General features: G+C 58.1%; 25 protein-coding genes. 17 read left to right on the forward strand and 8 right to left on the reverse strand.

The window, feature by feature from the left end; all coding sequences use genetic code 11:
- Positions 1-65 precede the first annotated feature (65 nt).
- Together yfcF and AUC61_RS10730 are read right to left on the reverse strand one after the other, a co-directional pair.
- Positions 66-692, reverse strand: a complete 627-nt coding sequence (gene yfcF, locus AUC61_RS10725) for a glutathione transferase (RefSeq protein ID WP_243245948.1) — start codon at positions 690-692, stop codon at positions 66-68.
- 298 nt (positions 693-990) lie between these two features.
- A complete protein-coding gene (locus AUC61_RS10730) occupies positions 991-1,935 on the reverse strand; it encodes a LysR family transcriptional regulator (RefSeq protein ID WP_122664795.1) in 945 nt (314 codons plus the stop codon).
- Positions 1,936-2,216: 281 nt separating this feature from the next.
- Between AUC61_RS10730 and AUC61_RS10735 the strand changes: the two genes are divergently transcribed.
- From AUC61_RS10735 to AUC61_RS10780, 10 genes are all read left to right on the forward strand, one after another.
- Positions 2,217-3,515 (forward strand): MFS transporter, encoded by a 1,299-nt coding sequence (locus tag AUC61_RS10735; RefSeq protein ID WP_243245950.1) that lies wholly within the window; start codon positions 2,217-2,219, stop codon positions 3,513-3,515.
- Between the two features lie 17 nt (positions 3,516-3,532).
- Entirely contained in the window at positions 3,533-4,717 is a 1,185-nt protein-coding gene (gene rhmD, locus AUC61_RS10740) for an L-rhamnonate dehydratase (protein ID WP_122664796.1), read from the forward strand.
- A 44-nt stretch (positions 4,718-4,761) separates the two neighbouring features.
- Complete coding sequence (locus AUC61_RS10745) at positions 4,762-5,562, forward strand: HpcH/HpaI aldolase family protein (RefSeq protein ID WP_243245952.1); 801 nt, start codon at positions 4,762-4,764, stop codon at positions 5,560-5,562.
- 17 nt (positions 5,563-5,579) lie between these two features.
- On the forward strand, positions 5,580-7,013 hold the full coding sequence (aldA, locus tag AUC61_RS10750) for an aldehyde dehydrogenase (RefSeq protein ID WP_243245954.1): 1,434 nt from the start codon (positions 5,580-5,582) through the stop codon (positions 7,011-7,013).
- 165 nt (positions 7,014-7,178) lie between these two features.
- Positions 7,179-7,760 carry a TetR/AcrR family transcriptional regulator gene (locus AUC61_RS10755; RefSeq protein WP_243245956.1) on the forward strand — a complete coding sequence of 194 codons (582 nt, stop codon included), beginning with the start codon at positions 7,179-7,181 and terminating at the stop codon, positions 7,758-7,760.
- 73 nt (positions 7,761-7,833) lie between these two features.
- Positions 7,834-8,937 carry an alkene reductase gene (locus tag AUC61_RS10760; RefSeq protein WP_243245957.1) on the forward strand — a complete coding sequence of 368 codons (1,104 nt, stop codon included), beginning with the start codon at positions 7,834-7,836 and terminating at the stop codon, positions 8,935-8,937.
- Between the two features lie 89 nt (positions 8,938-9,026).
- On the forward strand, positions 9,027-9,770 hold the full coding sequence (locus tag AUC61_RS10765; protein ID WP_243245959.1) for an SDR family oxidoreductase: 744 nt from the start codon (positions 9,027-9,029) through the stop codon (positions 9,768-9,770).
- Positions 9,771-9,833: 63 nt separating this feature from the next.
- Complete coding sequence (locus AUC61_RS10770) at positions 9,834-10,220, forward strand: nuclear transport factor 2 family protein (protein WP_243245961.1); 387 nt, start codon at positions 9,834-9,836, stop codon at positions 10,218-10,220.
- 60 nt (positions 10,221-10,280) lie between these two features.
- On the forward strand, positions 10,281-10,928 hold the full coding sequence (locus tag AUC61_RS10775) for an SDR family oxidoreductase (protein WP_243245963.1): 648 nt from the start codon (positions 10,281-10,283) through the stop codon (positions 10,926-10,928).
- Positions 10,929-10,957: 29 nt separating this feature from the next.
- A complete protein-coding gene (locus AUC61_RS10780) occupies positions 10,958-11,395 on the forward strand; it encodes an SRPBCC family protein (RefSeq protein ID WP_243245965.1) in 438 nt (145 codons plus the stop codon).
- A gap of 210 nt (positions 11,396-11,605) precedes the next feature.
- On the opposite strand, the gene AUC61_RS10785 is transcribed toward AUC61_RS10780, so the two are convergent.
- Positions 11,606-12,535 carry a LysR family transcriptional regulator gene (locus AUC61_RS10785; RefSeq protein ID WP_243245966.1) on the reverse strand — a complete coding sequence of 310 codons (930 nt, stop codon included), beginning with the start codon at positions 12,533-12,535 and terminating at the stop codon, positions 11,606-11,608.
- 262 nt (positions 12,536-12,797) lie between these two features.
- On the opposite strand from AUC61_RS10785, the gene AUC61_RS10790 reads away from it, so the two are divergent.
- From AUC61_RS10790 to AUC61_RS10805, 4 genes are all read left to right on the forward strand, one after another.
- Positions 12,798-14,234 (forward strand): NAD-dependent succinate-semialdehyde dehydrogenase, encoded by a 1,437-nt coding sequence (locus AUC61_RS10790; protein ID WP_243245967.1) that lies wholly within the window; start codon positions 12,798-12,800, stop codon positions 14,232-14,234.
- Between the two features lie 11 nt (positions 14,235-14,245).
- On the forward strand, positions 14,246-14,584 hold the full coding sequence (locus AUC61_RS10795) for a carboxymuconolactone decarboxylase family protein (RefSeq protein ID WP_243245969.1): 339 nt from the start codon (positions 14,246-14,248) through the stop codon (positions 14,582-14,584).
- On the forward strand, positions 14,581-15,582 hold the full coding sequence (locus AUC61_RS10800; RefSeq protein WP_243245971.1) for an NAD(P)H-quinone oxidoreductase: 1,002 nt from the start codon (positions 14,581-14,583) through the stop codon (positions 15,580-15,582). Before AUC61_RS10795 ends, AUC61_RS10800 begins: the two co-directional genes overlap by 4 nt.
- Positions 15,583-15,730: 148 nt before the next feature.
- A complete protein-coding gene (locus AUC61_RS10805; protein WP_243245972.1) occupies positions 15,731-15,889 on the forward strand; it encodes a DUF2986 domain-containing protein in 159 nt (52 codons plus the stop codon).
- 96 nt (positions 15,890-15,985) lie between these two features.
- Here the strand turns inward: AUC61_RS10805 and AUC61_RS10810 are convergent, their stop codons facing one another.
- The 3 genes from AUC61_RS10810 to AUC61_RS10820 form a co-directional block, all read right to left on the reverse strand.
- Positions 15,986-16,612: a glutathione S-transferase family protein gene (locus AUC61_RS10810; protein ID WP_243245973.1), complete on the reverse strand. Its 627-nt coding sequence runs from the start codon at positions 16,610-16,612 to the stop codon at positions 15,986-15,988.
- Positions 16,613-16,713: 101 nt separating this feature from the next.
- A complete protein-coding gene (locus AUC61_RS10815) occupies positions 16,714-18,105 on the reverse strand; it encodes a J domain-containing protein (protein WP_243245975.1) in 1,392 nt (463 codons plus the stop codon).
- A 6-nt stretch (positions 18,106-18,111) separates the two neighbouring features.
- Positions 18,112-19,803 carry an Hsp70 family protein gene (locus tag AUC61_RS10820; protein WP_243245977.1) on the reverse strand — a complete coding sequence of 564 codons (1,692 nt, stop codon included), beginning with the start codon at positions 19,801-19,803 and terminating at the stop codon, positions 18,112-18,114.
- Positions 19,804-20,094: 291 nt separating this feature from the next.
- Between AUC61_RS10820 and AUC61_RS10825 the strand changes: the two genes are divergently transcribed.
- On the forward strand, positions 20,095-20,646 hold the full coding sequence (locus AUC61_RS10825) for a hypothetical protein (RefSeq protein ID WP_243245979.1): 552 nt from the start codon (positions 20,095-20,097) through the stop codon (positions 20,644-20,646).
- A 454-nt stretch (positions 20,647-21,100) separates the two neighbouring features.
- On the opposite strand, the gene AUC61_RS10830 is transcribed toward AUC61_RS10825, so the two are convergent.
- Entirely contained in the window at positions 21,101-21,808 is a 708-nt protein-coding gene (locus tag AUC61_RS10830) for a tRNA (adenine(22)-N(1))-methyltransferase (protein WP_279290981.1), read from the reverse strand.
- A 297-nt stretch (positions 21,809-22,105) separates the two neighbouring features.
- Here AUC61_RS10830 and AUC61_RS10835 point away from each other — a divergent pair, with 297 nt between their 5' ends.
- The gene (locus AUC61_RS10835) at positions 22,106-22,609 is read left to right on the forward strand and encodes an SPOR domain-containing protein (RefSeq protein ID WP_243245980.1); all 504 of its coding nucleotides are present in this window, start codon (positions 22,106-22,108) and stop codon (positions 22,607-22,609) included.
- Positions 22,610-22,700: 91 nt separating this feature from the next.
- Here the strand turns inward: AUC61_RS10835 and AUC61_RS10840 are convergent, their stop codons facing one another.
- Complete coding sequence (locus AUC61_RS10840; RefSeq protein WP_243245982.1) at positions 22,701-23,648, reverse strand: AraC family transcriptional regulator; 948 nt, start codon at positions 23,646-23,648, stop codon at positions 22,701-22,703.
- 229 nt (positions 23,649-23,877) lie between these two features.
- Here AUC61_RS10840 and AUC61_RS10845 point away from each other — a divergent pair, with 229 nt between their 5' ends.
- Positions 23,878-24,900: an alpha/beta hydrolase gene (locus AUC61_RS10845; RefSeq protein ID WP_243245984.1), complete on the forward strand. Its 1,023-nt coding sequence runs from the start codon at positions 23,878-23,880 to the stop codon at positions 24,898-24,900.
- The last annotated feature ends 91 nt before the right edge of the window (positions 24,901-24,991 follow it).

Consider the following 24,991-nt stretch of genomic DNA (forward strand, 5'->3'; position numbering starts at 1 on the left):
TTTTGCTTTGCATAAAGTCTGAATTGACCGCCAGAAGGCCCGGCGGTCAATCCATACGCCAGCACCTAAAGCGGCGGACGCTGAAGGTTCACCCACTCCTGCACACTCGGCCTTTGCCATTGGCGCTGCGCATAATCCACTAGCGCAGGGGGCACCAGATCGCCATTGAGTATCAGCCGGTTAAGCATCACGGCCAGATCCACGTCAGCGATTGACCACTCGCCGAACAAGTACTCGGGGCTGTCGCCAAGCAGTGCTTGTGCAGCACTGAACAGCTTGCGTGTTGCTGACTCGGCCTGTCTCGACAGCGGACCGGCTTTGTCGCCATAGAAAACAACCAGCGTGGATAGCTCCTGACGAATCGGCAGCAGATCACTGCGGATCCATGCCTGAACTTGCCGGGCTTTTGCACGCTGCCTGGAATTTTGTGGATAAACCGGAGACTGTGGGAAAACCTCTTCCAGGTACTCGGTGATCGCAGAGGACTCGGACAGTGCAAAGTCTCCATGTATCAGTGTCGGGACCCGCTGAGTCAACGAAAGGCTGGCGTAATCAGCTGACTGATTTTCAGAGGCGTCCAGATCCACAGTACTCATCTCGAAATCTAGGCCCTTCTCGCGCAGCACCACGAAAGCCGACATGGCATACGGGCTGGTGAATTGGGCATCAACATACAAGCGCAGGTTGTTCATAGCGTCATCTCCTTATGTAGAGAACGCACGCTACGAGATCCATGAAGATAAATAAAATTCATGATTTTCATGGGCGTATTCCAGAGCGGAATACGCCCATAGAATTACGCAGCACCTGTAGGAGCTCACCGAGGTTTTACGAGGCCAGCGATAGCGGTGCATCAGGCAGGCCTCGAACGGCGTCGTAACCTCAAACCCTGGCTGAATCAATCCTGTAGGAGCTGCCGAAGGCTGCGAAAGCGTTATTCCTGACACACCGCCATCGCAGCCTTTGGCAGCTCCTACAAGGAGCAGGCCTTCACGCCGTCTCACGAGCCCGCTTGCGCAGCAAATCAATGAAGTGCTGCAACTCACGGCTGACCGGCTCGCCTTTGCGGCGTAGCAAGCCGAATGGAGCCATCTGTGCGTCGAGGGTGACCGGTAGCGCCTTGACCAGGCCCATCTTCAGGTAATCGCGCATCGCCGACTCGGAGAGCACCATCAGCGCATCGGTCAGTTGCACCAGCTGCTGCATGGAATACACCGAACTGCATTCGATGATGTCCGCCGGTATCGGCAGTTCAAGTTTTTGCAGGGCCTGTTCGATGGCAATGCGCGCCGGGCTGGTTTCGGGTTGCAGAATCCACGGCCAGTCCCTGACCAGTTCGGCCCATTGCAGCTTGCGACGGCGGGCCAACGGGTGACCGCTGTGTACTACGGCAATCAGCCGCTCGTTGCCCAGCGGCTCGAATTCATACTGCTCGCGGTCCGTGATGAGGTTACGCCGTGTGACCGCAATATCGACACGTCCCTGCTCCAGCAACTGGACCACCTGATCACTGGTGTCGCCCATGATGCGGATGCGCAATTGCGGGTTGAGCCCTTTGATTTCAGCCACGGCATTCATCACCAGATCAGGTGCCGCGCCCATAATCGTACCGATCGACAAATACCCGTAACCGCCCTGCTTGCGCACGGCAATGTCGGCAGCGCAACGGTCCAGCCCGCTCAGCGCCGCTTCGGCGAAGCGCAACAACTCGCGGCCCAGCGCGGTCGGGCGCATGCCACGTGGCAGCCGCTCGAACAGTTCGCAACCGAACATGTCTTCGATTTCCTGGAGCATCCGGGTCGCGGCGGGCTGGGACATACTCATGCTCAGCGAAGCGCGGTGCAGGTTGAGGCTTGAGCCAAGCACCACCAGCATCTGCAGGTGCTTGTAACGCAGCCGGCCAAACAGGTGGTGGGGAGATCGCTCGATACTCATGCTGCCCTCTGCCATCGATAACTTTAAGGTATCGACTATAAGCTTAATTCGATTAGTCACGCATCCCAGGTAAGCAGTAGAGTCCTCGGCACAAGAAAACAACACCCAATGAGGTGAATCCAATGAAACACGTTACTGCCCCCTCTTCGCCCCGCGCTCCAACCCGTCCCGCAATGCCGCACACCCCGACGTCTGAATGGCTGTCGAGGCTCTGCGCCTAAAAAACTCAACGCTGAACCCAAGCCGTTACGCAGTTCAATAATTCCAAAAAGGAAACTGACGTGAACACTCTACCCGCGACTTTACTGCGCAAGGTCTCCTGGCGGCTGCTGCCGTTTCTCCTGCTGATGTACATCATGGCGTTCCTTGATCGTGCCAACGTCGGCTTTGCCAAGCAGGCGTTTCAGGCCGATACCGGAATCAGCGATGCCGCTTTCGCGTTTGGTGCTGGCGTGTTCTTCGCCGGTTACGCGCTGCTCGAAGTACCCAGCAACCTGATCATGCACAAGGTCGGCGCTCGCCTGTGGATGTGCCGGATCATGGTGACCTGGGGCCTCGTCTCCGCTGCCATGATGTTTGCGCACAACGAAACCACCTTCTACATCCTGAGATTCTTGCTGGGTGTCGCAGAAGCGGGCTTCTTCCCGGGCGTGATCCTGTACCTCACTTACTGGTTCCCCAGCGCATCACGCGGCAAGGCCATGGGCTTCTTCTATTTCGGCGCACCGCTGGCCTTTATTTTCGGCAGCCCGTTGTCAGGCTTGCTGCTTGAACTGGACGGTTTCATGGGCACCCACGGCTGGCAGTGGCTGTTCGCCGTCGAAGGGTTGATGGCCAGCGTGGTCGGTGTCTGGGCCTATTTCTATCTGGACAATCGCCCTGCCGACGCCAAATGGCTTACGCCAGAAGAGCGCAGTCAACTACAAGCGGTACTGGATGCTGAGGACAGCCAAAAGCAATCCCACGGCAGCCTGCTGAAAATCCTGTGTCAGCCTGCGGTTTTGTACTTGTGCCTGATTTATATGCTGATTCAGGCCAGTGTTTACGGTGTGGTTTTCTACCTGCCAAGCCAGGTCGCAGGGCTGCTGGGCACCAAGGTCGGCTTGATGGTCGGTCTGGTCAGCGCCATCCCGTGGATATGCGCGTTACTGGCCGCATGGAAAATCCCCGGTATCGCTGATCGTACCGGCCAACGCCGCACCGTTGCCGCGTTGACTCTGGTGGTGTCGGGGTTGGGGATCGCCGCATCGGTGACCTTCTCCAGCCCACTGCTGGGCATCCTCGCCCTGTGCTTCGCCGCCTCAGGTTTCATCGCGGTGCAACCGGTGTTCTGGACGTTCCCCGGCAGTTTCCTGGCCGGTGCCGCCGCAGCCGGAGCCATCGCGCTGATCAACTCTTTCGGCGCATTGGGCGGGTTCATCGCGCCGATCCTGAAGAACTGGGCGGAAGCCTCCTTCCACTCTCCGGCAGCAGGCCTGTACGTGCTGGCCGTCACAACACTCATTGCCGCAGCCCTGATCATGGGCATTCGCCCGCCGAGTCAGGCTGTCCCTCGTAAGCAACCGACCTTTCAAGTCTGACCAGGAGGAATCACATCATGGCCATTCCAACCATCAAACATGTTCGCGCCTTTGTCCTGCGCGGAGGTGGCGCCGACTATCACGATCAGGGCGACGGCCACTGGATCGACGACCACATCGCCACACCCATGAGCAAATACCCGGAGTACCGCCAGAGCCGTCGCAGTTTTGGTATCAACGTGCTCGGCACGCTGGTTGTTGAGGTCGAGGACTCGGAAGGCAATATCGGCTTTGCCGTCACCACGGGCGGCGAACCGGCGGCCTATATCGTCGAGAAACACCTGGCGCGCTTTGTCGAAGGCGCGAAGGTCACCGACATTGAGCGCATCTGGGATCAGATGTATTTCTCATCGCAGTACTACGGCCGTAAAGGGCTGGTGATCAACACGATCTCCGGTATCGACCTGGCGCTCTGGGATCTGCTCGGCAAGGTACGCAAGGAGCCGGTGCACCAGTTGCTCGGCGGCGCGGTACGTGACGAACTGCAATTTTATGCCACCGGTGCTCGTCCGGACCTGGCGCAGAAAATGGGTTTTATCGGCGGCAAGCTGCCGCTGCACCATGGCCCGGCAGAAGGCGAAGAAGGCCTGCGCAAGAACCTCGAAGAGTTGGCGGTGATGCGCGAGCGCGTCGGCAAGGACTTCTGGCTGATGCTCGACTGCTGGATGAGCCTTGACCTCAACTACGCCACCCGCCTGGCCCAAGGTGCCCACGAGTTTGGTTTGAAGTGGATCGAAGAAGCGCTGTCACCTGACGATTACTGGGGTTACGCCGCGCTTAAAAAAGCCGTGCCCACCGGCATGCTGGTCACCACTGGCGAGCATGAAGCAACACGCTGGGGTTTCCGGATGCTGCTGGAAATGGGCTGCTGCGACATCATCCAGCCGGATGTCGGCTGGTGTGGCGGTATCACCGAACTGATCAAGATCTCGGCGCTGGCCGACGCTCACAGCGCAATGGTCGTGCCTCACGGTTCCTCCGTTTACAGCTATCACTTTGTGGCCACGCGCACCAACAGTCCGTTTGCTGAGTTCCTGATGATGGCGCCCAAGGCCGATGAAGTCGTGCCGATGTTCCACCCTCAACTGCTCGGCGAACCGGTGCCGGAGAACGGCCGCATGCGTCTTTCGAAGCTCGATCAACCAGGTTTTGGCGTGACGTTGAACCCTGAGTGCCAACTGCATCGTCCTTACCAGCACTGAGTCAGCCAACCCTGGATGTCGGGTCCGACTCGACAGGAGTCCCTATGAAAATGCCACGCAACGGCTTCAAGGCCGCCTTGGCCAAAGGCGAGCCGCAATACGGTATCTGGGCAGGATTTGCCACAGGCTATGGCGCGGAAATCACCGCCAGCTTCGGCTACGACTGGATGCTGATTGATGGCGAACACGCGCCCAATACAGTGCCTTCGATCCTCGCCCAATTACAGGCAGTAGCGCCCTACTCCACAGCGCCGATCGTGCGCGCGGTCAGTCACGATCCGGTGCTGATCAAGCAGTTGCTGGACATCGGCACTCAGACGTTGATGATCCCGATGGTCGAGACCGCCGCGCAGGCTCGCGCGCTGGTGCAAGCCACCCGCTATCCGCCACACGGCATTCGCGGCGTCGGCGGCGGTTTGACCCGCGCCACCCGCTGGGATGGCGTGCCGGACTACATCAACACGGCCCATGAAGCGCTTTGCCTGATTGTGCAGGTCGAGTCCCGCGCAGGCGTGGATAACGTCGCGGAAATCGCTGCGGTGGAAGGCGTCGACGCGATTTTCATCGGCCCGGCGGACTTGTCCACGGGGCTGGGCCATATCGGCAACCCGTCACATCCTGAAGTACAGGAAAAAATCCGCCATGCGATTGATGCCACCCTCGCGGCGGGCAAGGTCAGCGGGATTCTGGCTCCGGCTGAAGAGGACGCTCGTCGCTATCAAAGCTGGGGCTGTCAGTTCATCGCCGTGGCCATCGACATCAGCCTGATGCGCCAGGCGGCACTCAACAACCTCGCGCTTTATCGTGACACCACCGAACAACGCCCGGCCTCACGCACCTATTGACTGGAAGGAACCCGACCATGTCTTCAGTACCGGTTTACGAAAACTACATCAACGGCGAATTTGTCCCCAGCGCCGAACACTTTGACGTGCTCAACCCGGCGACTGGCGCAGTACTTGCCAGAGTCCCCGCCTCGGATGCCGATCAAGTGGATCGTGCGCTGGCTGCGGCCCGCTCGGCTCAGTCGGCCTGGGCAAAGCGCCCGGCCAACGAGCGTGCAGGTTATCTGCGCAAGATCGCCAGCAAGCTGCGCGAAAACGTTGCCCACCTGGCCCGTACCATTACTCTGGAACAAGGTAAGATCTACGCGCTGGCCGAAGTAGAGGTCAACTTTACTGCGGACTACCTCGACTATATGGCCGAGTGGGCACGGCGCATTGAAGGTGAAATCATCACCAGTGATCGTCCCGGCGAGAACATCTTCATGTTTCGCAAACCGCTGGGAGTAGTGGCAGGGATCCTGCCGTGGAACTTCCCGTTCTTCCTGATCGCCCGCAAGATGGCTCCGGCGCTGGTTACGGGTAACACCATAGTCATCAAGCCCAGCGAAGAGACACCCAACAACTGCTTCGAGTTTGCCCGACTGGTCGCTGAAACCGACCTTCCTGCGGGCGTGTTCAACGTGGTCTGCGGCGATGGCCGGGTCGGTGCAGCGCTGACCTCACATCAGCAAGTGAACATGATCAGCTTCACCGGCAGTGTTGAAACCGGTGCGCGAATCATGAGCGCCGCAGCGCCCAACATCACCAAACTCAACCTTGAACTGGGCGGCAAAGCGCCCGCCATTGTGCTCGCCGATGCGGACCTGGACCTTGCCGTCAAAGCCATTCGCGATTCGCGGATCATCAACACCGGCCAAGTGTGCAATTGCGCTGAGCGGGTGTACGTCGAACGGGGCGTCGCCGACGAGTTCATCGACAGGATCAGCGCTGCCATGGCCGCGACCCGCTATGGCGATCCACTGGCTGACAGCTCGGTAGAGATGGGCCCGCTGATCAATCGGCAAGGCCTGGAAAGCGTCGCAGCCAAAGTCAAAAAAGCCCAGGCACAGGGCGCCAGCCTGATCACCGGCGGCAACATCGCCGACCTCGGCCAGGGCTTCCACTTCCAGCCGACCGTGCTGACGGGTTGCAGCGCGGACATGGAAATCATGCGCAAGGAAATATTTGGCCCGGTGCTGCCTATCCAGATCGTCGATGACCTGGATGAAGCCATTGCCCTCGCCAACGACTGTGAATACGGGCTGACGTCGTCGCTTTACACCAAGGATCTGAGCAAGGCCATGTACGCCATCCGCGAAATCGACTTTGGCGAGACGTACATCAACCGTGAGAACTTCGAAGCCATGCAGGGCTTCCACGCGGGTGTCAGAAAATCCGGTGTGGGCGGCGCGGACGGCAAGCATGGCTTGTATGAGTACACCCATACGCATGTTGTCTACATTCAGGCTTGACGCACCGTCGGGGCGCATTAGCTGGACTGAGTGTGCCCCGACTTTTCTCCGCTTTTTCGCCACGCCCCGGATGCAGCCAATGTAATCGGGGCGTTTTACCGTTCAGCGAGAGGTCATAAAACCTTGTAGACGACTGGTCAGTTTTGTTTTAGCATCGCCGTCATTATGAAGAAACCTAACCACGACATGCGTCAGCACATCCTTGATGTGGCTCGCTCGCTCATGACGAACAAGGGCTACACCGCTGTCGGTCTCGCCGAGGTGGTGAGCGCTGCGGGCGTGCCCAAAGGCTCGTTTTACTACTATTTCAAATCCAAGGAAGAATTCGGCGAAGCGCTGCTTGAAGAGTACTTCTCCGAATATCTGGGCCGTGTCGACACACTGATGGCGCAGCCAGGCAATGGCGCAGAACGACTGTGGGCCTACTTCAATTACTGGAAGGACACACAGGGCACCGACCTCCCCGACGGTAAGTGCCTGGTCGTCAAGCTTGGTCCTGAGGTGTGCGACCTTTCTGACGGCATGCGCAAGGTCCTTGAGCGCGGTACGGCAAAGATCATTCAGCGCATCACCACGTGCGTTGATCTGGGTATTGCCGATGACAGCCTGCACCCCGGAGAAGACAGCCGCGCGTTTGCCGAGGGCCTTTACCAGCTCTGGCTCGGGGCTTCGCTGTTAGTGAAAGTAAACAAGTCTACAGACTCCTTCGACACCGCTCTGAACATGAGCAAGCGCCTACTGAGGTAGTGCGCTTTTTTTTAGCGCATCTTAGTAGACGACCGGTCAGTTATGACCATCAACTTTGCAGGTAAATCAATCAATGAACGACATCAGCACGACCACCGATCTTTTCTCGCCACTTCGTATGGGCTCCATCGAGCTGGCCAACCGTATCGTCATGGCACCCGTCACGCGTAGCCGGTATGGCGAAGACGGCGTTCCCGGCGATCTACACGCCACTTATTACGCACAACGCGCCAGCGCAGGCCTGATCGTCGCCGAGGCCACTAACATTTCCGCCCAGGGCCGAGGCTATGCCGCAACACCCGGCATCTGGAACGACGCACAAGTCGCCGGCTGGCGCAAAGTGACAGACGCAGTACACGCAGCGGGCGGCAAGATCGTCAGCCAGTTGTGGCATGTCGGTCGGTTCTCCAGCGTCGACCTGCAACCCGACGGTCAGGCACCGGTCGCGCCCTCCGCGATCAAAGCGGAAGGCAACACGTATACCGTCGATGGGTTCGTTCCGGTGTCGACACCCCGCGCACTGGAGACCGACGAAATCCCCGGCGTCATCGAGCAGTACAAACGGGCTGCCGAAAACGCCAAACGTGCCGGTTTTGATGGCGTCGAAGTCCACTCAGCCAACAGCTATTTGCTGGACCAGTTTCTGCGCGACTCTACTAATCAACGTACCGATCAGTACGGAGGCTCGATTGAAAACCGCGCCCGCCTGACGCTGGAAGTCACCCAGGCCATCGTCGATATCTGGGGCAATGATCGCGTCGGCATTCGTCTTTCGCCGGTCACGCCAGATGCGGGCAACACCCCGCCGGACAGCAATGTCATGGGCCTGCATGGTTACCTGATCCAGCAACTCAACGCATTCAATCTGGCGTATCTGCATTTCGTCGAAGGCGCCACGGCCACGTCACGTGAAGTTCCTGAAGGCGTCGATATGGACGCGCTGAGCGCGCAGTTCAACGGCACCTTCATCGGCAACAACAACTACGACCTGGACATGGCAATCGAGCGCCGGGCGCAAGGCAAGATCGACGCAGTGTCGTTCGGACGCCTGTTTATCTCAAACCCGGATCTGGTCAAGCGCCTGCGTTACGGCGCCGAACTGACCATCGCGCCCCGCGAGTCGTACTACGGCGGTGGCGCCAAGGGCTACACCGACTGGCCTCTCGGTCACTACTGATTCGTAGAGCACGACTTATTCGCTACCCCACCCTTCGCCACCCTCAACGATGACGTCGCAGGATCACTGCAACTCAAAAAAGGTGAGATATGAATTACCTGAGCAACAAAACAGCCATTGTCACCGGCGCCTCCTCCGGCATCGGTGCCGCGACCGCCAGAGCCCTCGCTGCAGAAGGTGTGAAAGTCGTCGCCGCAGCCCTTGATGAGAAAGGCCTGTCAGCGTTGGTCAATGACCTGCGCGCTGCCGGTTACGAGGCGACAAGTTGCGTCACCGACGTGACCCGTCTTGAGGACACTCGCGCCCTTGCTCAATGTGCAATCGACACCTACGGCTCCGTGGACATTCTGATCAACAACGCTGGCTTGATGCTGTTCTCCAACTGGGTCGACGTGGCCGTTCAGGACTGGAACGCGATGATCGACGTCAACATCAAGGGCTACCTGAACTCAATAGCAGCGGTGCTGCCGTTCATGGTCGAGCAACAGTCGGGCCAGATTCTGAACATGGACTCCGTTGCAGGCCATCAGGTTGGCCCGTCAGCGGGCGTGTACAGCGCGACCAAGTTTTTCGTGCAGGCCATGACGGAGTCGATGCGCAAAGAGTTGGGCGTACAGCACGGCATTCGCGTCAACACCGTAAGCCCAGGCGTGATCAATACCGGCTGGGCCGACAAAGTCACGGACCCAGCGGGCCGTAAAGCCGCCAAAGCCCTCAATGAAATAGCCATCGCGCCTGAAGACATCAGCCGCGCAGTGCTCTACGCGCTCAACCAGCCGGCGAATGTCACCGTCAACGACCTCATCATTTCCCCAACCCGTCAGGACTGGTGATCAGTCCGGTCGCCTCTCGTTTCATCGGGTGATCAATTCAACCAACAAAAGGAAGACCTGTTCATGAGCAAAAACATCAAAGCAGTACCGACCAGCGACTACAACGCCGTGATTGAAACAGCGGGCAAATATGTCGAAGGCCTGCGCACTGGCAGCGTCGCCACCATCGAAGAAGCCTTCCACAAGGACGCGGTCATGTATGGCTTCACCAATGGCCAACTATTGGGTGGGCCGATCAGCAACCTCTATAAATTCGTGGAAAGTAACGGCACCGCCCCGGACATCACCACGCGTCTGGATGTCCTCGCCATTACTCCAACCACCGCGGTGGTGCGCGTCGACATGGAAAAAGATGCCATCGGTGCTGATTACAACGACTACCTGACGCTGCTCAAAATCGACGGCAACTGGAAGGTGATCGCCAAGGTCTACCACCAGTTCGAAGGTTAAAAACATACTGCGATGTGCCGGTACACCATGCACCGGCACGTCCGCCATCAGGAGCATCCCATGTCTAATGTGTTCGTCATCGGCGCTGCCGGTAAGGTCGCACACCAGCTGATCCCCAGGCTCAGTGCTGCCGGTCATGAGGTAGTAGCACTTCATCGCAAACCAGAGCAGGCAGAGCCACTCAAAGCGCAAGGCGCTAAGCCTCTGCTGGGTAACCTCATCGAACTGAACGCTGCGCAGCTAAGCGATGCAATGGCAGGCAGCGACACCGTAGTGTTCACCGCAGGAGCTGGCGGCGCGGGCATGGAACTGACCAATGCCATTGATGGCAAAGCACTTGAAACAGCGGTCAATGCAGCACAAACAGCAGGCGTACGCCGCTTCTTGCTGGTATCGGCTTTCCCGGAAGCGCTACGAGGTGGAGAAACCTCTGAAGGATTCGAGAACTACATGAAGGTCAAGAAGCAGGCCGATGTCGTCCTGGCATCTTCTGAACTGGATTGGGTCATCCTCAGGCCTGGCACCCTCGTCGACCGCCCCGGCACCGGTAACGTTCGGGCAGGCCTGGCCATTCCGTATGGCGAGATTTCCCGCGACGACGTTGCCGCCTTTCTGGCTGAGCTGATCGAAAACCCTCAGGCATCACGAGTCATCATCGAGCTCACTCAGGGCACGACCCCGGTCGATGTGGCTGCGAGAAACTTCTGAACAATCCATAACGCCAGGAGAATTGATGCATGGCATCCGTGGAATACAGCGCAGTACTAGAGACAAATGCAGACGCCGCCTGGCAGGTGCTCAAGCAATTTGGTGACATCGCCAAATGGCATCCAGCAATTGCTCAAAGCAAGATTGAAGGCGATAAACCAGACAGCTTCGAGGGTGCGATTCGTAGGCTCGACCTCGCCGATGGCGCCGTTTTGCGTGAACGTCTTTTAACCCTCAATGACCGCCAGATGGCCCTCGCCTACGCATTCGAAGAGTCGCCTCTGCCGCTGGATAATTATCAGGCTGAGGTCAACGTGAATGAGGTCATCGGCACACAGCAATGTGTCGTGAAATGGAAAGCGACGTTTGACGTTCGAGAGCCTGAAACTGCCGCTCATTTTGAAGGGTTGATTCGCGAGCTGATCATAGGCGGGCATGAGAGTCTGGCAGCTTTCCTCAAACAGTAGCGTCCCCTCTTCACCACACTGCCGTATAACACACACCGGAACCGTAGGAGGCCGGGGTGGCGTTGCATTTATCCGGGAAGTCGGCATTCCTGACGATACACTGTGGCGGAGGTACCGGCCTCCTCCCGAATAAATTCGGTCCTACAGGCGAGGCGTCATATCTGTGTGCGCAGACATGACGTCTAGCGACCAGGTTCGCCAGGATTGGTGTCATTGACCAACCAGCTCTAGAGCAGTAGCCGCCAGTTGCTCACCCACCCGCTCCTTCAGCGTATCGATAAAGCGGCTGATCTTCGCATCGACGAATTGCCGCGAGGTATAGACCGCGTAAACGTTGCGTTCGTGGGTATGGTATTCCGGCAGGACCCGCACCAGTTTCCCCGAACGCAAATCGTCGATGGCCGAGAAGCCAGCCAGCAAGCCGATGCCTGCTCCGTCGCGCACCGCAACAGCCATGGCCTCCATATCGTTCACGCTGAAGCTCGGCCCCGCGGGGACGAAGGTGGCGTTGTCGGTTTTGCTCTTCAGTTGCCACTCATCTCTCGCGTAGTCGACGGTGCCCAGCAACAGGCATTGATGGTCGCGCAGGTCCTGCGGTTCCTGTGGCGCTGCGTGTCGTGACAGATAGTCGGGGGACGCCACCAGCACGCAGTGACTGACTCCGATTTTCTGGCTGACATAGGCCGAATCCGGCAGCGTTCGGGCAATCAGAATAGAGACATCCAGCTGGTCCTCCAGCAGGTTGGGCATGCGCTGCGAGAGCAGCAAATCCACGGTGACGTCCGGGAATTTCCTGCGGTACTCCAGCGCCGCACACGTGACGAGATGCCGCGCAAGGCCCGGCACGCAATGCACTCGCAGTATGCCTCTGGGCTCCAGCAGTGCATTGCTCGCTTCGGCTTCTGCGTTCTCAAGGTCCGCGAGGATTGTCTTGCATCGCTCGTAAAACCGCCGCCCCGCATCGGTCACCGAAAGACGTCGGGTGGAGCGTTGCAGCAGGCGGGCATCAAGCATCGTTTCCAGGGCAGAGACCGCTCGGGACACATTGCCCACTGTCGACTCCAGATGGTTGGCCACAGCGGTAAAACTGCCCATCTCAACGACCTTCACGTACACAGACATATTAGAAAACTTGTCCATCTGTTGCGTCCCTTAATGCCTGTTACACACCGGTGAAGCCGCATGATGGCTGCTGATTATTGGCAGTGCAACCCGCTCTGGCGGAGCTGATATTTCCTTTTGACACAACAATGATTCCCTTCTTGCCGGCTAAATCAAATGCGTTGCCCTCCATAGACTTGGTTGCACAGGCCGCCTGTAACGGCACTGCGGCAAGCCATTGAAGCGTCGAGATACGCAACTAGCTTCAACCCGAATCCTGACAACCATGAAGGCCAACGCCATGAACACTTCTTACGACCCGCTTTATCTTTTCATCGGTGGTGAGTGGATCGACGCTCAAGGGCGCGATACCGCTGCTGTCGTCAATCCGGCAACCGGGCACGAAATCGGACGCGTACCACTGGCCACGCAATCTGACCTTCAGCACGCTCTGGAAGTCGCCCAAATCAGCTTCGACACCTGGCGCAAAACGGTGCCTGACCAGCGTGCGAAAGTTCTCAAACGCGCAGCCGATCTGATCCTTGAACGTGCACCGCATATCGCTGCCCAGATGACGCTGGAAGAAGGCAAGCCGCTGACCGAAAGCCTGGATGAAGTAAAGCGCGCAGCGGAGTACTTCGAATGGTTCGCTGAAAGCGCACGCCGTATTGACGGTCGTGTTGTACCTGCCAACCGTCCGGGTGTTCTGCAACTGGTGAAGCGTCAGGCGATTGGTCCGGTAGCCGCCTTTACCCCGTGGAACTTCCCGGCGATCACCCCTGCACGCAAGCTCTCGGCAGCGCTGGCAGCCGGTTGCAGCGTGATCCTCAAGCCGGGCGAAGAAAGCCCGTCCACAGCCCTGGCCCTGGCCCGTGCGCTGGACGATGCAGGTTTGCCCAAAGGCGTGCTGCAAATCGTTTTCGGCATCCCTGATCAAGTCTCCAGCCACCTGATTGCCTCACCGATCATTCGTAAAGTGACGTTCACCGGATCGGTGCCGATTGGCCGCCTGCTGTCTGCTCGCGCCGCAGAAGGTGTCAAGCCCATCACCCTTGAGCTGGGTGGTCACGGACCGGTATTGGTGTTTGCAGATGCGGAGGTTGAAAAAGCCGCGGTGGAAGGCGTTGCAAACCGGTTTCGCGGCACCGGACAGGTGTGCATTTCGTCCACACGCTTTCTGATTCAGAAAGCGGTGTATCAAACGTTCGTTGATCACTTTGTGACGGCCACCCGCGCCCTGAAAATCGGCAATGGTTTGCAGCCAGACACTCAGGTCGGCCCGCTCGCCAACCCAAGGCAACTGGCCAAGATGAAAGAGTTGGTGGCCGACGCCGTTGCTCAGGGTGCGCGACTGCTCGCAGGCGGCAAGCGTCTGCCGAGTGACGGTTATTTCTTCGAGCCTACTGTTCTGGCCGATGTGCCCATGAGCGCTCGGGTCATGCACGAAGAACCCTTCGGACCCATCGCGATATTAATGCCATTTGATGAACTGGAAGACGGTCTGGCAGAAGCAAACCGACTGCCTTACGGCCTGTCTGCCTACGCGTTCACTTCAAGTGCCCGCACCGCAATCGATGTTGCTGACGGCCTTGAGGCCGGCATGATCGGCATCAATCAGTACCGGATCGTGGCCACTGAACTGCCCTTCGGTGGCATGAAAGAAAGCGGTCACGGCTCCGAAGGCGGCATTGAGGGTATCGAGCACTACCTGACTCACAAATTCATCAGCCAGATCTGAGGACGTCTCCCATGTCGAACATCAATTTCAGTAGCCCGCGCGAAGCCGCCCGAGCCTTCACCCCAAAACTGTCGCAGTTCGTTGACTCGACCTTGTACCCGCAGATCTGGAGCGATCCGGCACTGTCGCCACGCGACCGCAGCCTGGTCACCGTGGCTGCCCTGATTGCCGGTGGTCACTCTGAAGAACTGCCTGCCCACCTCAAGCGTGCAGTCAGCAATGGAGTCAGCCACAGCGAAATCGCTGCGGCAATCACTCACCTGGCGTTCTATGCCGGTTTTCCTGCGGCCATTACCGCATCCGCCATTGCCAATGCGACCTTCACTGAATCGGGGACAACCCAGCCATGAAAGCCATCATCATTGATACCTTCGGCGATGCCGATGTACTGAAACTGCAAGACGCGCCAAGTCCCGAAGTACGCCCGACCGACCTGTTGGTGCGCGTCTATGCTGCCGGAGTCAATCGGGCGGACCTGACCCATCGCACCGGCGGCTATGGTCGACCAGACTTCGGCGACTCACCGATCATCGGGCTTGAGATAGCCGGTGAAGTCATCCAAACAGGCAGCGACGTGTCGGGCTTCAAAGTCGGCGATAGAGTAATGGGCGTGGTGGGTGGCGGTGCTTATGCCGAGCAAGCGCGCATTGACTACCGCATGGCGATGCACATTCCCGCCCAACTGGACTATGTGCATGCTGCCGCCATTCCCGAAGTATTTGTCACCGCCCATGAAGCGATGATGCATCTGGCTCGACTCAAGTCTGGCGACTCGGTGCTGATTCACGCGGCGGCGGGAGGCGTCGGTTCAGCGGCCGTCCAACTGGCCTATGCCACAGGGGCCACCGTTTACGCGACAACCGAAGGCAGCAAACTGGCGCGTGTCGAGCACCTGGGCGCCGATGTTGCCATTGATTACAAAACCACTGATTTCGCCGAAGTCATTGCCGAAAAGACCGGTGGTCGCGGTGTGGATGTGGTCATCGACTTTGTCGGCGAACCTTACTTCGCACGCAACATTGCTTCGCTCGCCAACGGCGGCAGGCTTATTCAGGTGGGCATTCTTGGCGGCGGCGGCCAAGTGTCGATAGCGCTGGAGCACATCCTTTACCGCCACCTGCAAATCATCGGCACGGTGATGAAATCCCGCACCCAACCGGAGAAGCACGACATGATCAAACGCTTTCGCGAGCACTGGCTTGAGCGGTTTGAAGGCGCTGGCAGCCTGGAGCCGGTGGTGGACAGCACCTTCGCGCTGTCACGTGCGGCGGATGCACATCGCCGGATGGAGTCAGCCGAAAACGTGGGCAAGATCATCCTGACGATGCAGCCTGAAGACTTGCTCTAAGTCAGGAAACTGATTCGGATGCCCGCAAAATCCGGGGCATCCGACTATGCCTGTCATCGACAAAGCAATCGACTCAAAGCGCTCGACCGGGATCTGGTTTAGAATTTCGAACCCGCACCACCCAGCATTGACTCGCCGAGCAGAAAACATGAACCGCCAGAAAAAACTACAGCAGCTATTCAAGGCCAAAGCCAAAAAGGCCAACGCCAAGCTGGCCCCGAAAAAGCCTAAATACATCAGTAAAGCTGACCGGTTGAAAATGGACGCCGAGACCGCTCAGGACTCTACTACGCCTTCCGAGAGCTGATCCTGGCTCGCTTCAATCGGCCCTGAACGCTACGCGATCAAGCAACGTAGCGCCAGCGAGCCTCTACGCTAAGCAATCGCCGAATTTGTCCGGCGGTCACTTGGCAAACGCATACTCCCCACCCTGCTCCAGCGCCTTGCGATACGCGGGTCTGTCCTGAAAGCGTTGCACCCACGCGGCAACATTCGGGTAAGGCTGCAACATGCCCTGAGCCTTGGCGAACTCGCCGATGAAACTCATCTGGACATCCGCGCCAGTTAGCTCGTCGCCCACCAGAAACGGCGTCAGCACCAAGGCCTCATTCAGATAGCCCAGATAATTCGCCAGCTCGGATTCGATACGAGGATGCAACGGCGCACCCGCCTCCCCCAGCCGCCCAACGTACAGGTTGAGCATCAGCGGCAGCATGGCCGAGCCTTCGGCAAAGTGCAGCCATTGCACATATTCATCGTAGGTGGCCGTGGCAGGGTCCGGTTGCAGGCGACCATCGCCATGGCGACGAATCAGGTAATCGACAATCGCGCCGGACTCGATCACCACGTGCGGGCCATCTTCAATGACCGGGGACTTGCCCAGCGCATTGATCGCCTTGAGCTCTGGGGGCGCCAGATTGGTTTTTGGGTCGCGCTCGTAGCGCTTGATCTCATAAGGCAGGCCGAGTTCTTCAAGCAGCCAGAGAATGCGCTGGGAGCGCGAGTTGTTGAGGTGATGAACAATGATCATGAAAGCTCCGCCGGGCGAGAGTAAGGTCTATGAACAGACTACGCCCGGCTGAGATAGTTGTGGCTTTGCGCAGGAATACGCACTGAGAACGGGCCGGCCTGTTAAAGCAGGTTCTTCATGCGGAAATAGACGAAGCCAGCCGTCCCTAAGACAGCAAAGATGGCGATCAGGCTTTCGCGCTGCAGCAGATGCCACGGCAGCCGTCCAGCTTTGCGTTTGATTGCCGCCAAGGCCCGAGCCCCAAGCGAAACCTGGCCACCGCTCAGCGCTTCATCGGTGAAGTAAAGCGTGCCTAATAACACCAACATCGGGCCCATCGGTATTAACGCCGTAGTACTGGCAGACCATACCCAGGCCAGCGCCGCAGGCGCCAGACAGGGCACAATATGCCGGAACAACAACAGTCCGGCACCTTGTCGGTACCAGCGATGCGGGATGAGTTCCCGGCTGATGATTACATCCACCTTCCCCAATGCCACGGCCACCATGGCCCACACGTGATACGCCTTCATGCCGATCCACATCACCACCGGCACAAACACTGGCAGAAAAATGATCGAGCCCAGTTGACCAGTCTTACCTGGCCCAAGCAGCGCCGAAGCTATGAGGACAGCAGAAAGCGCCAACCACAAGAAAATGTAAATGCTTCGATAGCTGGAGGGTGGCAACCAGTCCCGCCAATTCTCAAGCGGTTGCAGCCCCAGCCTGCGAGGTATATCAGGGTTCTGATACTCGATGCTCTGCGCAAGCTGAGTAAAGCGTTGCCAGTCGAGGCTGGTGAAATAGTCGGCCATGCTACGTCGGCGATGATCGCTCATGGGTTTGAGCAGCAAGGCAGCGGCCTGCCCATGGAGTTTGTCGGCGTCATATCTGGCCAGTTCGCTGCGTATGGTTTCTTCCATCGCCCGCGACTCACATCTGTAAATCAGTCGGTCCCAGCGCCAGTAATCGCAAGGGATACTGCCTTGGGCTTCGTCCCAGTGCATTGCCTGACACACGGCATCGAAGAAGGCTGGCGACCATTCAGGGGCGGACTCAAGCCAATCCAGTACGCGCTGCTCGAACTGCTGGCGGCGCTCGAAAGGCAATAGCCAGTCGCTCGCCAGCCAGATGCGCAGCGCATCCAGGACCTGCCGCTCTTTACCCTCGTCCAGCCACTGCTGTATCTGCTCCAGAGAAGGGTCTGGCGGGCTGACGTCGTCGAGTACCTCAACACGCTCAAAAGTCATTACTAACGCAGGGACGTCAGCTTGCAGCGTCGACTGCGCAGCCGTGTCTTCAATCGTTACCAGCGCAGGCTCTTCGATAACCTCGTCATCGGCCTGCGCACGCCAGCGAGCTTCAGCCAGGGAGCTTTCATAGGCTTCACGCAGGCGCTGGAACGCTTCGGGATCTTCATCTGGCCGATGGGTTTTGAGCAGCCGCGCATAGGCGCGCTTGATGCTGCGTTCGTCTGCATCCGGAGTCAGATCGAGCAATTGCCAGTGGCTCATGACGGCTTAAACCTCTCGCTCGAAATGGACCAGGCGCTGGGTAATATCGCTACGAGCTTCGCGTATCTGGCGTTCGTCTTGTGTGTCGAGCATTTGCTGGAAATGGTTCGCCAGGGCGGCAATGTGCAGACGACCGTCACCGAGGCTTTCCTGATACAAGCGATCCAGTCGGGCGAGCAGCAGGGTATTGACCTGCTGATCACGCGGATGCACTTTCAGCGCCTCAAGAGCCGTCAGACGCCGGGCGATTTCTTCAGGAGCCAATACGCCAGGGTTGTTCTCGATCACCAGACGCAGGGTTTCGCCATTGATTGGCAAATGGACCTGCGCTTCGAGCAAGCCATTGTTGTCGTAGGTAAAACGTACGTCCAGGCTGACTTCACCGGCCTTGCGCGGCGGCACCGGAATTTCCAGCTCGCCAAGGAAAATATTGTTGCTCACCAGGCGGCTTTCGCCCTGGTAGATCAACAGATTGACCACTTTCTGATTATCACTGAGGGTGGACACCGAGCGGGAACGGCTGACCGGCACCACGGTATTGCGCTCGATGATTGGCAGGTAGTGACCGCTTTGATAACCGGCACCGACCTGCACCGAAGTCTCGATCCCCAACGTATAGGGGCATACATCGGTCAGCACCACTTCTTCCAGAGATTCATGGCGTGCCACCAGCGCAGCCTGAATCGCCGCGCCCTGCGCGACCACCTCGTCCGGGTTGAGCTGCATCGCCGGGATTCGTCCGAACAGTGCCGCGACCAGTTTGCGCACCAACGGCATTCGCGTTGTGCCACCCACCAGCAATATTTCGTCGAGGTCCGCGACCTTGATTCGGGCATCGCGCAACGCGCGCTCGATCGGGGCGCGTAAACGATCCAGTAATGGACGGACAATCTCAGCGAGGTCGCTCTGCGTCAGCTCAAGGCTCCACTCGCGTGTCTGCTCACGCAGGGTAAAATGCGCAACCTGCGCTTGCCCCAACGAGTGACGAATACGCTGTGCCTCGCGCCGCAACCGCTGGGCTATCGCCGGCAGGGTTGTGTCTGGCAGGTCAGAGGCGCCGATTTTGGCGATGAAGTGCTGCACGAGCAGATCATCGAAATCTTCGCCGCCGAGGAAGTTGTCCCCCGCACTGGCACGAACCTCCATGACGCCTTCGAACAGCTCAAGGATGGACACGTCAAAGGTGCCCCCGCCAAGGTCGAATACCAGAAAGGTCGCTTCATTTCGCTGCTGAAGGCCATAAGCCAACGCTGCGGCGGTGGGTTCGTTGACCAGCTTTTCAATCTTCAGCCCCGCCAGTTCGCCAGCGATCCGCGTGGCCTTGCGCTGAGCATCGCTGAAATACGCGGGCACGCTGATGACCGCTTCGTGGACTGGCTCACCCAGAGCACGTTCGGCGTCAGCCTTGAGGCTGCGCAGCAACATTGCAGAAAGCTCTTCCGCGCGATAGGCGCGACCGCCGAGACTGGTTTCACGGGCACTGCCCATGTAGCGCTTGAACAGCGACGCGGTCAGCTTGGGATGGGTATGCAAACGCTCACGAGCGATATCACCGACCACCAGCTGACCATGGTCGTCGAGGCCAACCACGCTGGGGGTCAGGAAGTTGCCCAGGGCATTGGGAAGTATCCGGGCCTGCTCGCCATCCCAAGCGGCCACGAGGCTATTGGTGGTGCCCAGGTCGATACCAATGATCACAGTCACTCTTCCTTAAATGACGCGACCTTCAAGCACAACGCTTTGGTCGCAAATTCAGTCATTGCCGTTATAGCGACGGCGCACGTATATGGCCGGTGTTATCGGCAGCGAGGGCAGTAGCTTTAGACTCACGAATGAAGCGTTCAGAGTATCGGGATCAACATGAGATCCCTGAAGCAGATCGTGATTGCACAACACGTCGGCAAGGCAGGATGATCCAGACGCACATCTGGAAGAATGGCCTGATCTATCGCCCCGCCGACCGGAACAATCCTGCAATAAGGAGTACGGATGCATCTTATTGATCGTTACCTGCCTGACTACCAGTTCAGTGAAACCCACTGGCTGGAAACCGCAGCCTGCCCGGCCCGGCTGATGACTGAAGCCGTTCAATACCGACCTGAAGATGACCGGTTCTTTCATTACGCCATTCAGTTACGCGAGCTGCCCATGCGGTTATTCCAGCGCTCGGCAGCAAACGACAAGGCGAATTTTGGCATGGACAACTTCACCCTGCTGCATCGCGATGGCGACACAGAAGTCGTCTACGGACTGGCAGGAAAGTTCTGGCAGGCTGACTACGGCCAGGCCTATTTGGCTGATGGAGAAGCCTTTCAACACTTTTGTGAACCGGGCAGCGTCAAGCTCGCGATCAACTTTACTTGTCAGCGCCTGGAGTCAGGGCTAACCCGGATGACGACACACACGCGGGTGCATTGTGTTGATCGTCAGGCGCTCAGACGTTTCACGCCTTATTGGTACGCGATACGGCCAGTGAGCGGCATGATTCGTCGCCGCATGCTTCAGGCAATTGCCCGGAGATCTTTAGAGGGTGGGCACTGATTGAAAACTGTCCGCTGACGTCTCGGCCAGAGGAAGTTTCAAGACCGCCTCAAACCCATCCACCAGATTGGCGAACGACAACTCCCCCTGACTGCTGATGACAATGGCATCGACGATGGCCAGACCAAGCCCGCTTCCCCCAGCGTGCCCCTTGTGCCAGAAGCGTCTGGTGATGTCTTCGAGTTCGGTCGCAAAACTAAAGCGAAACGCCTGAAGACCTAGGAGGATATGACGTGAGGCGGTGATGACTCGACAGCCTCCTCACGAGCAAGCTCAGCTCTCACAGGTTTTGATGCGGGCCCGATACTGGCGCGTTGTAGTGGGACCGGCTTTAGCCGGGAAGACGGTCTTCCGACAGGGAGACATCAAGTGTCTGTACCGGCCTCTTCCCGGCTGAAGCCGGTCCTACGACGCGTATTCCCAGATAAAACCAGTCGCCCGAATATTCACCGCGTCATGCTCCAGTAGCAGCCAGCAATTCAGCAATCCACCGAACCTGCCGGGTGGCGTCTTCCAGCTTCTCCTCCGGCAACGCCTGACGAGCGCGTTCGAAGTGCTTCAACGTCTTCTGCTTGTAACGCAACAACCGATGCCACTTGAGCAGGAATGCCGGACTGCGCTCCTGCATCTGTAACGGACCAAAGTACAGCTCCTCAGCGGTGTAGATCACCGGCCCGAGGCGCTCGGCAACGATGATTTCGTAATCGAAACGATTTTCTCGCAGGACCTCTTCATAGAGGATCCGGTAGTCATGCTCCATCAGCCATAGGCGCAACGGTTGCTCCCCGCCGTTGGGCTGCAGGATCAAGCGCTCCCGGCCACTCAAATGCGACTGACCACTTTCGAGGATGTCGCGGATGGTTTCTCCGCCCATGCCACAGATGCTGATTGCTGTGACCAGGTCCTCTGGCTTGATTGCTGCCAGCCCATCGGCCAGACGCACGGTGATCTGCTGATCGAAATCGTTTTCGCGCACGGTGCGTTGGGCCGCACTAAACGGCGTATCAGCCACTTCGCCCGCCACCGCCGCTGCAATCAATCCTCGGCGCAACAATGCCACTGGCAGGTAGCCGTGGTCCGAGCCGATATCGGCCAGCCGTGCACCGGCCGGTACCTGCGCTGCCACGCGCTCAAGGCGCATGGACAATGTCTGTTCGTTCAACCGCCGCCCCTATTCACTGCACACCCGACACGCTTGGTCGGACAGGGGCGCGATTCTGGCGAGCAATGTTGTGCAGATCAACTTTAAAGCGAGCATGGCGCAGATTGTCATGCACGTCGGCCTGATGCATTTTCTGTAGGAGCTGCCGAAGGCTGCGATCAGTTACCCCTGACACATCGCGATCGCAGCCTTCGGCAGCTCCTACAGATCCAGCGCTTGATGGAGAACGGCGTGTAGAATCCGGCGATAAGCCCTTCAGCAGCGCCAGCGCTACAACATTCAAATAAGGAATTCGCGATGGGCGTACCACTCCCTCTCTGGCTCATCATCACAGTCGTGACCGCTTACGTGGCGAGTATTCGCGGGCGCTCAGGGCCAAGATGGTTTGTGATCGGGCTTTTCTTCCCCGTTGCAGCTCTGATTGCCCTGTTGTTGATGCCTCGCCTGGCAAAAACAGGTGTTGATGCTCTGGTTCATGAAGACCTGCGCCCCTGCCCTGCCTGCCGCCAGGCAATCAAAGCAGCAGCAGCACGGTGCAAGCACTGTAAAGCGCAAGTGGAGCCTATTGCCTTGAAAGACCGCAGTGGCTGGGTAGCACGCATCACCGCTGATACCGATGAGGAGTTTGAACGTTTGGTTGCCAGGATGAGGTTGGTCGACATACCCACAATCCTTGATGAAGCTCCGCACGTTTTCGCGGGTCCTTTTGAAGAAAAAGCCGAGGCGCAGAACATGCTCAAATATCTCAAGTCCAGCCACGGTCTGGACGGGCTCGTTACATGGCGATCGGTAAACAGGTGAACCCTCGCCCTACCTCATGCATCAACTCGTTTGTATGCATGGGCTTGATGCAAAACTGCAGCACGCCTGTCAAAGCAGGAAAAAGCTGCCCTCAAGTCCCGCTCTCCCGCAAATCAACACCCCCACCCTGCCCTCTCAACCCGGAAATATCCCGCTTGGGCGGTACGCCGAACAGGCGGCTGTATTCGCGACTGAACTGGGACGGGCTTTCGTAGCCGACCTTGAATGCGGCGCTGGAGACGTCCTTGTGTTCGTTGAGCATCAAACGTCGCGCCTCATTCAATCGCAGCCACTTCTGATACTGCAAAGGACTCATCGCTGTGAGCTGCCGGAAATGGTGATGAAAAGTGGCTGCACTCATTTGCACACGGGCAGCCAGTTCGTCGACCCGCAACGCGCTGGCGTAATTCAGCTTCAGCCAGTCGATGGCTTTGGCTATTCGATAACCCTGACCGTCGACAGCAGTGATTTGTCGCAGCCTGTTCGCCTGGTCGCTCATCAATAGCCGATAGTGGATTTCGCGCTTGATCAGCGGTGCAAGAACCGGAATGGCTTGGGGTTCCTCAAGCAATGCCAGCAGGCGTTCGAACGACGCTAATAATGCGTCGGTGACAGAGCCGATACCGACGCCCGCCCCGACGGATCGATCACGAACCGGCGACAGACCGCTCTGCGTGGCTAACTCAGCCAGCATGCGCACATCCAGCTTCAACGTCAGCCCGAGACACGGCTGTTCAGGGCTTGCCGCCAACACTTCAGAGTTGGCAGGCAAGTCCAGTGAGGTAATCAGAAAGCGGGTCGTGTCATAGGGATAGCCCTGGCCGCCTACCCACAACTGCTTTTCGCCACTGGCAACCAGAATGATGCTCGGCTCGACCATGCACACCACGGGCGACGAAGGATGTTCGCGCCTGAAAAAGCCAAGACCTTCGATGGGCATGCCGAAATCACCCGGAGTGGAAATCCGCTCGCCAATGACCTGCGCCAGCCTTTCTTGTGCCGATGAATGTTGAGCGGCAGTGTTTTGTTTGATCGCCATGTTCGTCTCGCGCCTCTTCACTGAACTCTACCCCGCTGTCGTCCGGGCGTCCTGCCTAAAGAGCAAGACTCAGAGGATCAGGCAAGTAAGTCATTGGAATGCGCTACAGAGCGTCCGGTCATACCGGGAAAATGATCCCCGACAATAGGTAGTACTGCCCCACTCCGATTGCCTGGCGCAAGCATTGATAGCGCCCGCAATTAGCCACTCATCAAGAAGGGAATACCAAGTGAAACGTATCTTGCTTGCGTTAGGGCTGGCTGTTGCCTCGTTTTCCTCGATAGGAGCCAATATGACCAACGGCGCGGATAACTTTTACACAAGCGAAAAAGTGACCACCGAAAAGGTCATTTTCAAGAATCAGTACGGAATGAAAGTCGCAGGAAATCTGTTCACCCCCAAAGGCCTTGATGCAAAAGCCAAACACTCCGCAATCATCGTGGGTCACCCCATGGGCGCGGTGAAGGAACAGAGTGCAAACCTGTATGCCACCAGAATGGCGGAGCAAGGCTTTGTCACGCTCTCGCTGGATCTATCGTTCTGGGGCGAAAGTGAAGGCATGCCTCGCAATGCGGTAGCGCCAGAGATCTATGCGGAAGACTTCAGTGCAGCTGTGGATTTCCTCTCCACCCGGCCGATTGTTGACCGGGAGCGCATCGGCGTTATTGGTATTTGCGGCAGTGGCAGCTTTGTTATCAGCGCAGCGAAGATTGATCCGCGCCTCAAGGCCATCGCCACCGTCAGCATGTACGACATGGGAGCGGCCAACCGTAACGGCCTCAGACACTCCGTCACTGCAGAGCAACGTCAACAGATCATTCGCGAGGCTGCCGATCAACGTGTCGCAGAGTTTCAGGAAGGCGCGGTTCGCTACACCGGAGGCACCCCACTCAAACTGACCGGCAATGCCATCGGCGATGAGTTTTATGACTTCTACCGTACGCAGCGTGGCGAGGTCACTCCAGCCGTTGCGTCGCCACAAACCACAACCATGCCAACGCTGACCAGCAACGTGAAGTTCATGAACTTCTACCCGTTCAACGATATCGAGACCATCTCGCCACGCCCCATGCTGTTCATCACTGGCTCCGAGGCGCACTCACGTGAGTTCAGTGAAGACGCCTTCAAGCGTGCGGCTGAGCCTAAAGAACTGGTCATCATTCCAGGTGCAGGACACGTTGACCTCTACGATCGGGTCAACCTTATCCCGTTTGCCAAGCTGACCACGTTCTTCCAAAACAACCTGAAGTAGCCCGGTTGGTGCCGTGACTGGCACCAGCTTCTTTCGCGGTATTGATGCCGATGCCGCGACGCTTCAGGCTCTACAGGACACATCATTCAAT

The organism is Pseudomonas maioricensis (assembly GCF_022790535.1).
GTDB lineage: Bacteria > Pseudomonadota > Gammaproteobacteria > Pseudomonadales > Pseudomonadaceae > Aquipseudomonas > Aquipseudomonas maioricensis.

Excerpts from the sequence above, each read along its gene's own strand:
- yfcF (WP_243245948.1), bottom strand. The coding sequence starts at position 692 with ATGAACAACCTGCGCTTGTATGTTGATGCCCAATTCACCAGCCCGTAT.
- AUC61_RS10730 (WP_122664795.1), bottom strand. The coding sequence starts at position 1,935 with ATGAGTATCGAGCGATCTCCCCACCACCTGTTTGGCCGGCTGCGTTAC.
- rhmD (WP_122664796.1), top strand. The coding sequence starts at position 3,533 with ATGGCCATTCCAACCATCAAACATGTTCGCGCCTTTGTCCTGCGCGGA.
- AUC61_RS10745 (WP_243245952.1), top strand. The coding sequence starts at position 4,762 with ATGAAAATGCCACGCAACGGCTTCAAGGCCGCCTTGGCCAAAGGCGAG.
- aldA (WP_243245954.1), top strand. The coding sequence starts at position 5,580 with ATGTCTTCAGTACCGGTTTACGAAAACTACATCAACGGCGAATTTGTC.
- AUC61_RS10755 (WP_243245956.1), top strand. The coding sequence starts at position 7,179 with ATGAAGAAACCTAACCACGACATGCGTCAGCACATCCTTGATGTGGCT.
- AUC61_RS10760 (WP_243245957.1), top strand. The coding sequence starts at position 7,834 with ATGAACGACATCAGCACGACCACCGATCTTTTCTCGCCACTTCGTATG.
- AUC61_RS10765 (WP_243245959.1), top strand. The coding sequence starts at position 9,027 with ATGAATTACCTGAGCAACAAAACAGCCATTGTCACCGGCGCCTCCTCC.
- AUC61_RS10770 (WP_243245961.1), top strand. The coding sequence starts at position 9,834 with ATGAGCAAAAACATCAAAGCAGTACCGACCAGCGACTACAACGCCGTG.
- AUC61_RS10775 (WP_243245963.1), top strand. The coding sequence starts at position 10,281 with ATGTCTAATGTGTTCGTCATCGGCGCTGCCGGTAAGGTCGCACACCAG.
- AUC61_RS10780 (WP_243245965.1), top strand. The coding sequence starts at position 10,958 with ATGGCATCCGTGGAATACAGCGCAGTACTAGAGACAAATGCAGACGCC.
- AUC61_RS10785 (WP_243245966.1), bottom strand. The coding sequence starts at position 12,535 with ATGGACAAGTTTTCTAATATGTCTGTGTACGTGAAGGTCGTTGAGATG.
- AUC61_RS10790 (WP_243245967.1), top strand. The coding sequence starts at position 12,798 with ATGAACACTTCTTACGACCCGCTTTATCTTTTCATCGGTGGTGAGTGG.
- AUC61_RS10795 (WP_243245969.1), top strand. The coding sequence starts at position 14,246 with ATGTCGAACATCAATTTCAGTAGCCCGCGCGAAGCCGCCCGAGCCTTC.
- AUC61_RS10800 (WP_243245971.1), top strand. The coding sequence starts at position 14,581 with ATGAAAGCCATCATCATTGATACCTTCGGCGATGCCGATGTACTGAAA.
- AUC61_RS10805 (WP_243245972.1), top strand. The coding sequence starts at position 15,731 with ATGAACCGCCAGAAAAAACTACAGCAGCTATTCAAGGCCAAAGCCAAA.
- AUC61_RS10810 (WP_243245973.1), bottom strand. The coding sequence starts at position 16,612 with ATGATCATTGTTCATCACCTCAACAACTCGCGCTCCCAGCGCATTCTC.
- AUC61_RS10815 (WP_243245975.1), bottom strand. The coding sequence starts at position 18,105 with ATGAGCCACTGGCAATTGCTCGATCTGACTCCGGATGCAGACGAACGC.
- AUC61_RS10825 (WP_243245979.1), top strand. The coding sequence starts at position 20,095 with ATGCATCTTATTGATCGTTACCTGCCTGACTACCAGTTCAGTGAAACC.
- AUC61_RS10835 (WP_243245980.1), top strand. The coding sequence starts at position 22,106 with ATGGGCGTACCACTCCCTCTCTGGCTCATCATCACAGTCGTGACCGCT.
- AUC61_RS10840 (WP_243245982.1), bottom strand. The coding sequence starts at position 23,648 with ATGGCGATCAAACAAAACACTGCCGCTCAACATTCATCGGCACAAGAA.